Source organism: Asticcacaulis machinosus (assembly GCF_028550435.1).
Lineage (GTDB): Bacteria > Pseudomonadota > Alphaproteobacteria > Caulobacterales > Caulobacteraceae > Asticcacaulis > Asticcacaulis machinosus.
This window is the reverse complement of sequence record NZ_JAQQKV010000001.1, coordinates 1473631-1488663: the sequence shown is the minus strand read 5'-3', so window position 1 is coordinate 1488663 and position 15033 is coordinate 1473631. Positions and strand designations below refer to the sequence as shown.

Here is a 15033-nt window from a genome sequence, read left to right as displayed (position 1 = left end):
CTCAAAATCGCAAGTGACACCTCAGGCGCTATGGTTTAAACGCAAACCCCACCTCTAATTTATAATAGTGATTTCGCCTTACATGACCACTCAGAAACTTCGCCCGACCCCGTTTGATTTAGGCCCCGTGCACTTCGTCGGCATTGGCGGCATCGGTATGAGCGGCATCGCCGAAATCATGATCAAAATCGGCTATAAGGTGCAGGGATCGGATGCGAAATCCTCCGCCAACACCGAACGCCTTGAAAAGCTGGGGGCGAAAATCTTCATCGGCCACGCACCGGAACATGTGACCGAAGGCGTATGCGCGGTCGTCTATTCCACAGCGGTCAAGGCCGATAACCCTGAGATGGTTGAAGCGAGGAAACGCCGCATCCCGCAGGTGCGCCGCGCCGAAATGCTGGCCGAACTGATGCGTTTGCAGTTTTCGATCGCGGTTGGTGGCACGCACGGCAAGACGACCACGACCTCAATGGTGGCAACCTTACTGGATGCGGGCGGAATGGACCCGACGGTGGTCAATGGCGGCATCATCAACGCCTATGGCACCAATGCCAAGGTCGGTGACGGCGACTGGATCGTGGTGGAGGCAGACGAATCCGATGGTTCCTTCCTGCGCCTGAAATCGACGCTGGCGATTGTCACCAATATCGATGCCGAACACCTCGACCACTGGGGTGATTTTGAGGCCGTCAAAAAAGGCTTTGTCGATTTCGTTGAAAACATTCCGTTTTACGGTTTCGCCTGCGTGTGCATCGACCATCCCGAAGTGCAGGCTTTGGCCGCCAAGGTCGATAACCGCCGCCTGATCCCTTACGGTGTTAGCCCGCAGGCCGAGGTGCGCTGCGCCAATATCGAATTCAGCGCCGACGGGGCGTGTTTTGATGTGGTGTTTTCACCGCGCGACTCTGAGCCTTTCACCTGGGAAAAGCTGAAACTGCCCATGACCGGCAACCACAATGTCTCCAACGCCACCGCCGCCATCGCCGTGGCTCGTGAGTTGGGCGTGAGTGAGGACGATGTGCGTAAGGGCCTGGGCGGGTTCGGCGGGGTCAAGCGCCGCTTTACCACGACCGGCGTGACCAAGGACGGCATCCGCGTGATCGACGATTACGGCCACCATCCGGTCGAAATCGCCGCGGTGCTCAAAGCCGCGCGTCAGGTGACTTCAAATCGCGTCATCGCCGTCGTGCAGCCCCACCGCTATACCCGCTTGCGTGACCTGATGGCTGAGTTTTCATCCTGCTTCCATGATGCCGATACGGTGATTGTGGCCGATGTCTACAGCGCCGGTGAAGCGCCGATTGACGGCGTTTCCAAGGACGCGCTGGTTGACGGCCTGCACCGCTTTGGACACCGCAACGCCATTGCGCTGGAAAGCCCCGCGGCCCTGCCCGAATTGATCCGCACTGAGGCCAAGCCGGGCGATCTGGTCGTCCTGCTGGGCGCCGGTGATATCACGCAATGGGCCTATGCCCTGCCGGGGCAACTGGATGGTGCGGCATGAGCTGGCCTACAAACTGGATAAACAACCTTCCCGCCGTGCGCGGTCGTATCATGACCAATGCCGACATGGCGCCGTTTACCTGGTTCCGGGTCGGCGGGCCGGCGGATGTGATTTTCCTGCCCGAAGACGAAGCCGATCTGGAGGCGTTTCTTAAGGCTATCGATCCGGCGGTGCCGGTTATGGCGGTCGGCGTGGGCTCCAACCTTCTGGTGCGCGATGGCGGGCTGGACGGCGTGGTTATCCGGCTGGGTAAGGCCTTTGCCGATATCCGCCCGATGGACCATAACCGTATCTATGCCGGAGCGGCAGCCCTCGATAAACAGGTGGCCAAGGTTGCTGCGCAAAACGGTATCGGTGATCTGGAATTCTACACCGGTGTGCCGGGGACGATCGGTGGGGCGATTGTTATGAATGCCGGTTGCTATGGCGCGGAAACCAAGGACGTGCTGGTCGAAGCCTATGCCTTAACGCGGGCTGGTGAGCGGGTGATTTTGTCCAACAAAGATATGGGCTACACCTATCGCCATTCAGTACCGGAAAACCTTATATATACGGGCGCGCTATATCAGGGGACGCCCGATGATCCGGTGGCGGTCATGGACCGCATGGACGAAATCACCACGCGGCGTGAAACGACCCAGCCCATTCGCGAAAAGACCGGCGGGTCTACGTTTAAAAACCCCGAAGGCCATTCGGCGTGGAAGCTGGTCGATGAAGCCGGTTGGCGGGGCAAGTTGTTTGGCGGTGCCAAGTTTTCCGAACTGCATTCCAACTTCCTGATCAATACCGGTGAAGCGACCGCCGCCGACCTAGAAGGCCTGGGCGATACCGTCCGCGCCGAGGTCAAGGACAGGTTCGGCGTCGAGCTTAACTGGGAAATCAAGCGCGTGGGTCGGAAGTGATTTACCCCCTCTTGATGTCAATATTGCTATTGCCATCAAGCTCCCCCTGCAACAGGGGGAGTTCTCAGCGTAGAACCTCCCCTGTTGCAGGGGAGGGGGGCCATCAAGCCCATAGGGCGCAGATGGTGGTGGGGTGAACATGACGCTCAGTGAATTAAGCAACCAATCCGGCCCGCTGATCATGGGGGTGGTCAATGTCACGCCCGACAGCTTTTCTGACGGCGGACGGTTTTTCCTGCACGCGTCGGCGATTGAGCAGGCTAAAGAGCTAATCGAGGCGGGGGCTGATGTGCTCGATATCGGTGGTGAGTCCACCCGTCCGGGTGCGGTTCCGGTCAGTGCAGCCGATGAAATCGCCCGCGTCGTGCCCGTGATTGAGGGACTGCGTAAGGACTATGACGTCCCGATCAGCATCGACACCTTCAAACCCGAAGTCGCCCGCGCTGCAGTTTCTGCTGGAGCCACCATCTGGAACGATATCCGCGCGCTGGAAGGCGAGGGCAGCTTAGAGGCCGCCGCTGAACTGAACTGCGACATCATCCTGATGCACATGAAGGGCGATCCCCAAACCATGCAGTCTGAACCACGCTATGACGATGTCGTGGCCGAGGTTGAAGCCTATCTGCTGGCCCGCGCCGAGGCGGCGATGGCGGCGGGGGTAGGGCGCGAGCGCATCTGGCTTGATCCCGGTATCGGCTTTGGCAAGACGCTGGATCATAACCTGAGCCTGATCCGCGCCACGGGTCGGTTAGCGGCGCACGGTTTTCCGCTGCTGATGGCCGCGTCGCGCAAACGCTTTATTGCGGCCTTGGAAGAGCGCGAAGGGGCCGATCCGTCCAAGGCGAATGAGCGCATCGGTGGAACGATTGCCGTGCATCTGAAAGCCCTTGAACTGGGGGCGAAAATGGTCAGAGTTCATGATGTGCAGGCGATGAAACAGGCCATCAGAGTTTGGAAGGCGTGCGTTTAGAACCGACAACTTGGTTGGGAATTTGAATGGCATCGCTTTTTCTCCTCCCTGTCGCGTAGCGATGGGGAGGTGGATTTTTAGCGATGGCTAAAAAGACGGAGGGGGCCTTACCTCTTGCCGATATCCCCCTCCGGCATGTTCGCTACGCTCCATGCCACCTCCCCACTTCGTAGGGAGGAGTGAGAAGGACAGGCTTTCTGCGGAAGTGAAGAAATAGCCTTGCGTCCTTATTTGGGGGCTTTTATAGCCTTGTGATATCTCAATATTTGAACAGGTGAACCCATGCCCAAGCTAATCCTTCTACGCCACGGCCAGAGCCAGTGGAATCTGGAAAACCGCTTTACCGGCTGGGTCGATGTCAACCTGACCGCTGAGGGTGAGGCTCAGGCCACGCGCGGCGGTGAACTGATCAAAGAACAGGGCATCGAAATCGACCTGGCCTTCACCTCGGTGCTAACGCGCGCCATTCGCACCTGCAATCTGGCGCTCGATGCGGCGGGTCAGAGTTATGTGCCGGTGATCAAGGACTGGCGGTTGAATGAGCGCCATTACGGCGGCCTGACCGGGCTTGATAAGGCGGAAACCGCGGCCATTCACGGCGAAGATCAGGTTAAGATCTGGCGCCGGTCCTATGACGTGCCGCCGCCGGAACTTGAGGCCGGCAGCGCCTATGATTTCGCCGCTGATCGCCGCTATGCCGGTTCGGTTCTGCCACTCACTGAGAGCCTGAAAACCACGCTGGATCGCGTTCTGCCATTCTGGGAATCGACCATCGTGCCGGAACTGAAAAACGGTGAGACGGTTCTGGTCGCAGCTCATGGCAATTCGATCCGCGCCATTATCAAGCTGTTGTTTGATCTGGGCGATGCGGCGATCCTTGAGGTCGAAGTGCCGACCGGCAATCCGCTGGTGATCGAACTGAGTGACACGCTGCGCCCGATGTCGGCGCACTATCTGGATGTCGACCGCGCCAATCCTCTGCCGGTGCTCGACGCCCTGTCATCGTAAATAAAATCCTCTCCCCGTTTACGGGGAGAGGGAAGGGTGAGGGGCAAAAGTGCGCGGGCCAAAACCAACGACAAACCGCGCACGGTCATTGCGCAGGGTGGAAAACAACGCAGAATCCCGGTTTTGGCATCATGTGCGCAATAGGCAGTTGGGCGGTCTGAAATTTGTCCGGCAACTGCCAATCGGGCCGTATTTCGCAGATTTTGCGTGTCGAGAGATCAGGCTGGTCGTCGAAATTGACGGCAGTCAGCATGTCGGCAATCTGTATGATGACGTGCGAAATCGCTACCTGAATGAGCATGGTTGGTCGGTCGCACGTTTCTGGCAAGCCGATGTGATGCGCGAAGTCAGGCCGGTGTTGGAGACGATTGCGGCCATTAGCGATGGGCGGATCAAGGGAATTGTGAAGTCACCTGAGTTCAGTTATTTTCCGGCAATGGAAAGAAGCCCCTCACCCCAACCCTCTCCCCGTTTACGGGGAGAGGGAGATTCGTTCATGCGCCGGGCAATCGCGCTGGCGCGGCCAGGGACGACCTGGCCTAATCCGGCAGTCGGCTGCGTCATCGTAAAAGACGGTGCCGTCATCGGTGAGGGCTTTACCGGCTCTGGTGGGCGGCCCCATGCCGAAGAAATGGCGCTGGAGCAGGCGGGTGATGCGGCCACAGGCACCACGGCCTATGTGACGCTGGAACCATGCGGGCAGCGTTCCGGCGGCGGGCTGTCCTGTTCTGAAAAGCTGGTCGCAGCGGGGGTGGTTAAGGTCATTTTCGCCTGTCCCGATCCGTCGCCCTTTGCCTCACACACTGGTGTGCGCCGGCTGCAAAACGCCGGCGTAGAGGTTGAGGCCGGGCTGTTGAACGACGAGGCGTTCCATCTGATTGCGGGCTTCGTGCATTTTCTGGAAACGGGCCGTCCGCGCATTGCCGAAAGTCATAACGGGATTGGCTTTGACGGCGAATACGAACCCGACCCGTGCATTTCCTACGAAGAAGGTCTGGCGGCGTTGGGGCTAAAAGGCTACCGCAGCCTCTTTGTGCGTCCTGGTACTGAGGTGGCAAAGGCGCTGCACGAACTCGGCTATTTGTCCGTGGACAGCGCTTTTAAAAGTTAACGCGCATGTGGATCCAAAAACCGTAAACACTTTTTGGCATGCGCTTTTAAAGCCTAAGTTAAGACTTCTTACCTATGCTTAACGCCTGAAACTTCAGGAAGTTGGCATGAGCGCGGCAGCCGCCGAATATAGTTTTACCCGATTGTCTCAAGCGGAACTGGATCAGATCTGCCTGAAGCATGAGCGGCTGATGAAGGGCATACCCGGCGGTATGCGCGCGAAACTGGCGTGGTGTGACCTGTCGGGCCTGTCGCTGAAGGGCCGTGTGCTGAAAGATGCCGATTTCACCGCCGCCATTATGGTCGATTGTGACCTGACCGGTGCGGTGCTGGACGGCTCGAACCTGTACTGTGTCGATATCCAGTTATCCTGTCTCAAAGGGGCAAGCCTCAGGCGGGTTGATCTGCGCGGGGCGTGTTTGCGCGGGGCCAACCTCGAAGGCGTTGATATGTTTGAGGCCGACCTGCGCGAAGGCGCTATGGCCATGCCGGATAAGAAAACCGGTCTGGTTTATCGCGAAATCTCCGAACGGGCGTCTGAGGCTGCCTATGCCAACCTGCGCGGGGCCAATCTTGAGCGCTCAAAACTGACTGGCATTCAGGCCATGAAGGCCGATTTCACCGACGCTATCATGAAATCGTGTAACCTGTCGCGGGCGAACCTGAAGCAGGCGATCATGGACAATGTTGACCTTGAGGGGGCCAATCTGTCGGGGGCCGATGTCAGTGGCGCGTCGCTGAAAGATGCCGTGCTGATCGGTGCCAAGACCGATATGTGGCGGGTATCGCAAACCGACATGACCGGGGTTCTGACCGATAAACCGGTGGGTCAGGACATTACCGATCTGCCCTATGGCAATATGTTGCGCCAGCACGCTTTGTGGGTCAGCACGATCGGCAAGGAGGGCACGCCGTCCGTGTTCGATAAGGCGGATCTGCGCGGTTTGAAGTCGATCAAGGGCTTTAATCTGGCGGCGCTGTCGGCCAAGGGCGCGGTGTTTTACGGTCTGGATATGCGTGGTATTCAGCTTCAGGGCTCGCAGCTTGATGGGGCGGATTTGCGTAACTGCGACCTTTCCGGCGCTGACCTGCGCGGGGCGCGTATGGCCAAGGTGCGCATGGACGGGGCCAATCTCGAAGGGGCGAAGCTCGGCGCGCTGATGATTGCCAAGGATCGCTATATGCCGGCGGATTTGTCAGACGCGCGGATGAGGAATGTCAACTTCACCTTTGCCGACCTGCGGATGGCTAAGCTGGATGGGGCCGACATTTCGCGCTCCAACCTTGAGGGGGCGCAGCTTAAGCTTGAGGCGCTTGAAAACGTCACTTGCATGGGCCTGCGCGGGAAAATCGCGGAATAAAGCGAGACATACCTAAATTCTGCTTTTGTTCTCATTTAAATGAGGTAAAACAGACGCGGCTGTTCAGGAACTCTCCCATGTCGCGCACGCAAAGACTGTTTGATCTGCTGCAAATTTTGCGCAGGCACCGCTATCCGGTGTCGGGGGAGTTTCTGGCACAGGAACTGCGTATTTCCTTGCGCACACTCTACCGCGATATGGGTGAACTGCGCGGGCAGGGGGCGGATATAGAAGCCGAAGCCGGGGTCGGCTTTGTGCTCAGGCCGGGTTTTATGCTGCCGCCGCTGATGCTGTCTCTGGAGGAGATCGAGGCGCTGGCGCTGGGTGCGCAGTGGGTCGCGGGCCGGGCCGATAAGTCCTTAAGTGCGGCGGCGACCAATGCTCTGGCCAAGATTTCGGCGGTCCTGCCGGATGATGTGCGCGACGGATTGCAGACGTCGGGCCTGATGGTCTCGAACTGGAAGGAACTGGCCCCGTCCGAGCAGGAAGACAAGCATCTGGCGATGATCCGGCAGGCCATGCGCCATGAGCGCAAACTTGATATTCTCTATAGCGACGTCAATGAGGTGGTGACCCACCGCGTCATCTGGCCGGTGGCGCTCGGCTTTTGGGAGCGGGCGCGCGTGCTGGTGGCGTGGTGTGAAACCCGCAGCAATTTCCGCCATTTCCGCTCTGACCGTATCCAGACCTTGACCGTCACGACCGAGCGCTATCCGCGCCGCCGGTTATCGCTGCTTAAGGACTGGCGCGACGAAGAGGCCTGCGCCCAGGCGAAATGGGATAGTCGCGGCGAGCATCGTGGGCGTGAACCGGTGCCTGAGTCTGCTGACAAAAGCTGGCATTAGTTCCGGTTACAGTCGCTCTGTTCAATATGAGGGGCCATCATGAAGCAGATCAGATTACAGGTGCGCGATGTGAACCTGAGCGCACGGTTTTACGAGGCTTTGCTGGGGCGTGAGGGTGTCGGGGATGCGGTGGATCAGGCTATCTTCGTCACCGACGACATGCGGCTGGAACTGGTGCCAGGCTCGGCGGTAGCGCAGCACATCGATATTGTCATGGCCGATGCGGATATGATCGTGCGCACCTATGAGCGCCTGTGGGATGCGTGCGTGCGTCTGCCGCAGATCCCGACCGATCTGGGCTTTGGTTTGGGGTTTGTGGCGCTCGATCCCGATGGTCACCGCCTGCGGGTGTTGTGTTACGATCAGGTGGCGGCGGCCTAGACGGCATAATCCTTTGCCATTTGCCGGTATAGATCCAGCAAGCCATTGGCGTCATAGCGGCCGCCGTGGCTGCGCGGGCGCTGTGGCGTGGTGGTGGGTGCTGAGGGCGTCGACCCCGGCGCTTCGGCGGCATTGAGGCCCTGAGAGATCAGGTTCGGACGCGGGCCTTCGCCGGCGTTATGACCGTCCTTGTCGAACACCGCTTCCTGATGGCGGGTCGGCTCCCAGATATAGGCGCCCCAGCCGTTCGGGTGGGCATGGACGATATCATTGACATAGCGCTTGCGGCTCGAATATTCAGCCACGAAAAACCCGTGGTCAGGATAGCGTCTGGCGTATTCTGCAAAGGTGCGCTCCCAGTCGCCTTCCTGCGCCTGCTGGTAGCAGGAAAAGCCGGTGGCATCGAATTTCACACCGCGCTGAATGAGGTTATCCATCCAGTTCTGCACAATCGGCCAGTGGCGGCCCAGATGGTTATGGACCGCGGTTTTGGCATCGGGTGTGGCCTCAGCACAGGCGGCCAGACCAGCTTTGAGGAACTCTGCGAAGACATCAAATCCGCCCGCGCCTTCAACCTTCATGTGGTTGCCGTCGGTAACGGGATTGCCGGTCGGTATGGTCAGCGGCACTCGCCCGAACGGCCACAGCGTGCCAAAGGTCGTCTCATTGCCGATCAGGATCAGATCGGGCGAAACGCCGGCCTGTTTCATGGCGCTCAGGCTGTCGTGAGTGTGCCGGTAAACCGCGTCGATCAGGCCGGTGGTATCGAGTTTTGCCCAAGCGGCGGGGATGTTCTGATGCTCAGGGTCGGCCCAGGTATCGCTGTAGTGAAAGGTCAGGGAATAGTGCATTCCCGCCGCCTTGATGCGCTGGGCAAAGGCAATGGTCTGATCAATCCCGCACCATTTTTTGTCGGGGTGACGCTTGGAATAGCCGTTTTCAGGATCAACAAAGACCCGCAGCTTGATGGCATTGAAACCGGCCGATTTGAGGATCTCCAGCGGATCTTTTTGTACGCCGTCCACGAAATAGGTCGCCCCTTCGGCCTCATCCTGCGGGATCCACGACACGTCCGCCCCGATCAGGAATGGCCACGGACGCTTGGCGGCGGCCTGAGCGGGCAGGGTGCCGATACTGACCAGCCCTGCGCCTAAACCCAAAGCGCGCGTCATTTGGCGGCGGTTGAGACCGAAATTGCCCATGCGATCCTCCGGAGATCAAATGTGATTATTTTTGAGCAATGGTGACGCGTTTGAGGGCTCTTGGCAAGGGCTGTCATTCGGGATTAGGTGTTTGGCGCAATTACTGTTACTGCGACACCATGCAAACAGAACCTAAAACCTTTGAGATCAAGTTTTACCCGCGCGGTCCGAAAAATACCGAGTGGAAAATATGGCCCACCGGCGGCGGCGTGGCTGCGGCCACCGGCGTGGCGGGCAGCTTTACCCTGGCCGAACGCGATGCCAAAAAAGCGCTGGAACGCCTGACGGCCAAGGGCGCGTGATTTATGCCCCAGCGCGCTTGGGGTGAAAGCGTTCAGGGCACGACTCCCGAAGTGGTGGCGAATACAGGTTATTACTGACTATACAAGCACCAGATATAATCGGGGCAAGTTCGTGCTGTATCACGGCCCATATGCGGCAAAACATCCCTTATGTCATGGGCCGTTTTACCATGCGGGTATCTAATGAAATCTACGGCATTGCCAGTGCCATAGGCGACTTCTAAGCCGTCAGCGAAAACGACCGTAAAGATAGTATAGCCCATGCCGGATTCTCCGGCATCGTACAGTTTGTTTGCAAAACTTGCAGGAAGTCTTTGAGGGCTCGCTGCAATGCCAGCTATCAGATTTAGATCGATACTCTTTTTGCCAGCATCGTCTTCAGGCCACACTCCCCAATATTTATACCACGATGTGGCTTCGCAAATATAGACGCGCGGCAATTCTGTACCGTCTTTCAACGTAATGGCGCAGGGGTAATATAAAACTCCGCCATCGCTCGGCTCAATCAGTGAGAGCTGCGAGGCAAGTTCGGTGGTTAGTTTGGGGTAAACTCGTTGCAGTGTTAATTTCTAACCCCGTTCCTTAGTGCGCAGGAATTTAACATCTGGATAGCGTTCGGCCACATAGTTGATCTCCCACGCCGATTTACCGAGAAACACCGGATATTCGTCGATGTCCGTACCCATAGCGCCGCGGTGCTTTGAGGCAAAGTCCTCTACCTTAGCGGCATCCCCGCCCAGCCAGCGGGCTTCGGCGTAAGGCGAGGGCTCAAAGACGCAATCAAGGCCGTATTCATTGGCCAGACGGTCGGCCATAACCTCAAACTGAAGCTGACCCACGGCCCCCACAATAAAGTCCGAGCCAATCGACGGGCGGAACAACTGGGTCACCCCTTCTTCGGCAAGGGACTCCAGCGCTTTTTTCAGGTGCTTGGCCTTGAGCGGGTCTTTCACGCGCACCCGTTGCAGGATTTCCGGCGCAAAGTTGGGGAGCCCTGCAAAGCGCACCGTGCCGGACTCGGACAATGAATCGCCGACCCGCAACACGCCGTGGTTGGGGATGCCGATAACGTCGCCGCCAAAGGCATCTTCGGCCAGTTCGCGGTCAGACGCAAAGAACATGATCGGCGCATTGACCGACAACTGCTTACCGGTGTTTTGCACCTTAAGCTTCATGCCGCGCTGGAACTTACCCGATGTCAGTTTCAACATGGCGATGCGGTCGCGGTGGTTGGGATCCATATTGGCCTGCACCTTGAAAACAAAGCCGGTGACCTCTTTTTCGGTCGGGTCAACCAGGGTCTCGGCACCGGCTTTGGACGCCTTGACCTTCTTGGGCGCGGGCGCAAAATTGCCAATGGCTTCAAGCAGTTGGTTGACGCCGTAATGCCGCAGCGCGGAGCCGAAAATCACCGGCGTCATGTGGCCCTCAAGGAAGGCCTCAACGTCGAACGGCTTAAATCCCCCCTCCAATAGTTCGGCGGTGTCTTTCAGTTCGCTCAGCTCGTCGGCGTTCATCCAGCCCTTGGCAACGGCGTCATCGACGGGGGCAGGGGCTTCGTGGCCCTGATCATATTCGGCGCCGGAATCGCGCTTGGTGAACGGGTAAAACAGGCCGGTCTTAAGCTCGATCATGCCGCGAAAACGGTTGCCGGACCCGGCAGGCCAGTACAGCGGCGATGGGTCGAGTTGCAGCTTTGATGCCACCTCATCCAGCAGGGCCAGCGCGTCTTCGGCTTCGCGGTCCATCTTGTTGATGAAGGTGATGATCGGGATATCCCTGAGACGGCACACTTCAAACAGTTTCAGGGTTTGCGGCTCGATCCCCTTGGCGGCGTCCAGCACCATGATGGCGGCGTCAGCGGCGGTCAAGGTGCGATAGGTATCTTCCGAAAAGTCTTCGTGGCCCGGTGTGTCGAGCAGATTGAACATCTTATCATCGTGTTCAAACGTCATCACCGACGACGACACCGAAATCCCGCGTTCTTTTTCGATCTTCATCCAGTCGGAACGGGTGCGGCGGTTTTCACCGCGCGCCCTGACCTGACCCGCGGCACGGATTGAGCCACCGGCCAGCAGCAAATGCTCGGTCAGGGTCGTCTTACCGGCGTCCGGGTGGGAGATGATGGCGAAGGTTCTGCGCCGTGGCGCTTCGGTCGAGGGGGTATTTGACATGCCCGTGGCGATAAGGCTTTGCGGGCAAAATGTCAAAGGTGCGTTGATCGCTTCCTGATTGATCCTTTATTCGGGCCCTTTGATAAAGAGGCGTTTGGGGTAATCGCCGGGACGGCGGTAATTGACGGGGCACTTTCTTGGACAGAGCACTTTCGGGTTTTAACAGCGGCGGCGGTCGGATGGGCGCCAAGGTTCGCGCCTTTGACTGGGCCGCAACACCGATAGGGCCGATAGAGGGCTGGCCAGCCACCCTGCGTATTGCGGTCGATATGATGCTGTCGTCGGATTTCCCTAAGTGTCTGTTCTGGGGGCCGGAGCTGATTGCCATTTATAATGATGGCTATGAAACCATTCTGGGGCAAAAACCGGCAGCGCTTGGAGAGCCCATGCGGGTCACCTGGGCCGAGGTCTGGGAAGAGCTAAAGCCGATTGCCGATAAGGCATTGGGCGGTGCGTCGACTTTTATTGAAGACTACCCTTTGGTTATTGACCGCTCAGGCACGCTTGAGACAGCCTATTTTACTTTTTGCTACAGCCCTGTGCGCGATGACACCGGCCGGGTTCTGGGGATGCTGGATACGGTGGTTGAAACCACGGGCAAGGTTCTGGCCGACCGCATCGCCCGCGAAGAGCGCGAACGCTTTGTGCAGCTTTTCGACCAGTCCCCGACCTTCATGGCACTGCTGCGCGGGCCGGAACATGTCTATGTCTACAGTAATCCCGGTTACAACCGGCTGATCGATAATCGTCAGGTTTTGGGTATGCCGGTTCGGGTCGCTTTGCCGGAAGCCAGCGAGCAGGGCTATGCCGACTTGCTGGATGAGGTCTACAGATCAGGCGTAGCTTACAGCGGCCAAAACCATAAATTCGCGCTGCAATCGGGCGCGACCAGCCCGGTCAAGCACCATTATCTCGATTTCGTGTATCAGCCCTTACGAAACAGCAAAGGCGAGGTCGACGGCATACTGGTCGAAGGGGTGGATGTCACCGACCGGCGGCAGGCGCAGGTGCGCCGTGAAGCCCTGATGAAACTGACCGAAGACATCCGGGATCTGGAGGCTGCCGAAGACATCATTTATGCCGCCTCGAAAGTGCTGGGTGAAGCGCTGGAAGCTGGCCGCGTCGGCTATGGGACGATTGACCCGCGCGACGACAGCATCACGGTGGCAGGCAACTGGACCGCGGCGCAGGTTACAAGCGTGGTCGGCACTTTGAATCTTCGTCATTTTGGCACCTTTGTTGATGACCTTAAGGCGGGACGGCTGGTGTCGATTAACGACGTCAGGCTGGATGTGCGCACGGCACATGCCATAGACGCTCTGGAGGGCAAGCAGGCGCTGTCGCTGGTCAATGTCCCGATCGTCGAAAGCGATCAGGCCGTGGCCATGCTGTTTATCAATTCTCAAACGCCTCGCGAGTGGTCTGAGGATGAAACAGCCCTCATTCAGGAAGTGGCGGTGCGCATCCGCGCCGCCGTTGAACGGGTGAAGGCGCAAGGCGCGCTTAAGGCATTGGCGGTGTCGCTGGAGGCGCAGGTCAGGGCGCGCACGGCCGAACGCAACCTGCTGGCCACTGTATTTGAATCGACCGATTCCTTTATCCATGTGGTTGATCTCGACTATCGCTGGCTGGCAATTAACAAAGCCGGCGCCGATGAATTTGAACGCGTATTCGGGGCCATGCCTAAAGTCGGCGACCGGATGCTCGACCTTCTGGATCCTCTGCCTGAACAGAGGACGGCGGCGCAGGCTGTGTGGTCGCGGGCTTTGGCAGGGGAAGAGTTTACGGCCATCAGTGCCTTTGGCGAGGCGGACCGGGTGCGCAACACCTATGAGATGAAGTTCAATAACCTTTATGACGATGAAGGCCAGCGCATCGGTGCCTATCAGGTGGTCACCAATATCAATGAGCGCATTGCGGCAGAACAGGCACTGCAGGACGTGCAGGAGGCCCTGCGCCAGTCCCAGAAAATGGAAGCTGTGGGGCACCTGACCGGAGGCATTGCCCATGACTTTAACAACATGCTGGCAGTGGTCATGGGGTCGCTTGAGTTGCTGCAACGGCGGCTGGGCAGCGAAGATTCTCGGGTCGCCCGCTATATTGAAGCGGCGCTGGATGGGGCCCGCCGGGCGGCCAATCTGACCCAGCGTCTTCTGGCGTTTTCGCGGCAGCAGCCGCTGCGGCCGGAAGTGCTCAATGTCAACCGGCTGGTATCGGGGATGTCTGACCTGCTGCGGCATTCGATCGGCGCGGATATCCGGCTGGAGACCGTTCTGGCCGGCGGCCTGTGGGCGACGCAGGCCGACCCCAATCAACTCGAAAACGTTATTCTCAACCTAGCGGTCAATGCCCGCGATGCCATGCCGGAGGGCGGGCGCCTGACGATAGAAACCCAGAACGCCCATCTGGACAATCGTTATGTGTCAAAAGAGGTGGGCGTGCCGCCGGGGCACTATGTCATGATTGCCATCACCGATACCGGCTCAGGTATGCCTGCCGATGTGATTGCCAAGGCTTTTGATCCGTTTTTCACCACCAAGGCGGTGGGCAAGGGCACGGGGCTGGGGCTCAGTCAGGTCTATGGCTTTATTAAGCAATCCGGCGGCCACATCAAAATCTATTCCGAAGTCGGGGAGGGGACGACCATCAAGGTTTACTTGCCGCGCGATACTGAAAGCTCAGGTGAGGTGATCGAGGATGAGGCCGCGGTTGATGAAGAAGCCAGTGGTGATCAGGAACTGATACTGGTGGTGGATGACGAGCCCGCCGTGCGCCGGTTTAGCTGCGATGCCCTGACCGAACTGGGGTATCGTGTCGTGGAGGCGGACAGTGCGGCGGCGGCCCTTGAGATCTTAAAAGCCCTGCCCGATATCGCGTTGATATTTACAGATATCGTCATGCCAGATACCAACGGGCGAAAGCTGGCGGATGCCGCCAGAGCCATCCGACCGGAGATTAAGGTGCTTTATACGACGGGCTATACCCGCAATGCCGTCGTCCATAATGGCGTGGTCGATGCGGGTGTGGAACTGATCGGAAAGCCCTTTACTATTGATGAACTGGCGGCAAGGGTCCGGGCTATACTTGATGGCCTGTGAGTCGGTTGGCTGTAAACCGGGTTGTTAAGTTTAAAATGACAGCGTTGCCATGATTAAAGTAATTCGGCTAATATTTATAATTATTCTCAAGTCGGTTTATTTGCAGTGCGGAAAAATTTTAAATTTAAAAATTATTTTATATCATAAAATTGGATATGAAAAATTGTGTGTTT

General features: G+C 58.1%; 13 protein-coding genes. 10 read left to right on the top strand and 3 right to left on the bottom strand.

What is annotated here, in order from left to right; translation table 11 throughout:
- Window positions 1-82: 82 nt before the first annotated feature.
- The 8 genes from murC (at window position 83) to PQU98_RS06785 (ending at window position 8084) form a co-directional block, all read left to right on the top strand.
- Entirely contained in the window at window positions 83-1507 is a 1425-nt protein-coding gene (murC, locus tag PQU98_RS06820; RefSeq protein ID WP_272744153.1) for a UDP-N-acetylmuramate--L-alanine ligase, read from the top strand.
- Window positions 1504-2409 carry a UDP-N-acetylmuramate dehydrogenase gene (murB, locus tag PQU98_RS06815; RefSeq protein ID WP_272744152.1) on the top strand — a complete coding sequence of 302 codons (906 nt, stop codon included), beginning with the start codon at window positions 1504-1506 and terminating at the stop codon, window positions 2407-2409. Before murC ends, murB begins: the two co-directional genes overlap by 4 nt.
- Before the next feature lie 139 nt (window positions 2410-2548).
- Window positions 2549-3379: a dihydropteroate synthase gene (folP, locus tag PQU98_RS06810; RefSeq protein ID WP_272744151.1), complete on the top strand. Its 831-nt coding sequence runs from the start codon at window positions 2549-2551 to the stop codon at window positions 3377-3379.
- A 282-nt stretch (window positions 3380-3661) separates the two neighbouring features.
- Window positions 3662-4387 carry a 2,3-diphosphoglycerate-dependent phosphoglycerate mutase gene (gene gpmA / locus PQU98_RS06805; protein WP_272744150.1) on the top strand — a complete coding sequence of 242 codons (726 nt, stop codon included), beginning with the start codon at window positions 3662-3664 and terminating at the stop codon, window positions 4385-4387.
- 49 nt (window positions 4388-4436) lie between these two features.
- Window positions 4437-5498, top strand: a complete 1062-nt coding sequence (locus PQU98_RS17045; protein WP_272744149.1) for a DUF559 domain-containing protein — start codon at window positions 4437-4439, stop codon at window positions 5496-5498.
- A 106-nt stretch (window positions 5499-5604) separates the two neighbouring features.
- On the top strand, window positions 5605-6858 hold the full coding sequence (locus PQU98_RS06795) for a pentapeptide repeat-containing protein (RefSeq protein ID WP_272744148.1): 1254 nt from the start codon (window positions 5605-5607) through the stop codon (window positions 6856-6858).
- 77 nt (window positions 6859-6935) lie between these two features.
- A complete protein-coding gene (locus PQU98_RS06790) occupies window positions 6936-7703 on the top strand; it encodes a helix-turn-helix transcriptional regulator (protein WP_272744147.1) in 768 nt (255 codons plus the stop codon).
- A gap of 39 nt (window positions 7704-7742) precedes the next feature.
- On the top strand, window positions 7743-8084 hold the full coding sequence (locus tag PQU98_RS06785) for a VOC family protein (protein WP_272744146.1): 342 nt from the start codon (window positions 7743-7745) through the stop codon (window positions 8082-8084).
- Here the strand turns inward: PQU98_RS06785 and PQU98_RS06780 are convergent.
- Entirely contained in the window at window positions 8081-9286 is a 1206-nt protein-coding gene (locus PQU98_RS06780; RefSeq protein ID WP_272744145.1) for a glycosyl hydrolase 53 family protein, read from the bottom strand. The genes PQU98_RS06785 and PQU98_RS06780 overlap by 4 nt on opposite strands.
- Before the next feature lie 119 nt (window positions 9287-9405).
- Here PQU98_RS06780 and PQU98_RS06775 point away from each other — a divergent pair, with 119 nt between their 5' ends.
- Window positions 9406-9588, top strand: coding sequence for a hypothetical protein (locus tag PQU98_RS06775; protein ID WP_272744144.1), 183 nt, complete (start codon window positions 9406-9408; stop codon window positions 9586-9588).
- Window positions 9589-9659: 71 nt separating this feature from the next.
- Here the strand turns inward: PQU98_RS06775 and PQU98_RS06770 are convergent, their stop codons facing one another.
- Window positions 9660-10046, bottom strand: coding sequence for a hypothetical protein (locus PQU98_RS06770; protein WP_272744143.1), 387 nt, complete (start codon window positions 10044-10046; stop codon window positions 9660-9662).
- Between the two features lie 111 nt (window positions 10047-10157).
- Window positions 10158-11762 carry a peptide chain release factor 3 gene (locus PQU98_RS06765; protein ID WP_272744142.1) on the bottom strand — a complete coding sequence of 535 codons (1605 nt, stop codon included), beginning with the start codon at window positions 11760-11762 and terminating at the stop codon, window positions 10158-10160.
- A 137-nt stretch (window positions 11763-11899) separates the two neighbouring features.
- On the opposite strand from PQU98_RS06765, the gene PQU98_RS06760 reads away from it, so the two are divergent.
- Entirely contained in the window at window positions 11900-14860 is a 2961-nt protein-coding gene (locus PQU98_RS06760) for a GAF domain-containing hybrid sensor histidine kinase/response regulator (RefSeq protein ID WP_272744141.1), read from the top strand.
- Window positions 14861-15033: the final 173 nt, after the last annotated feature.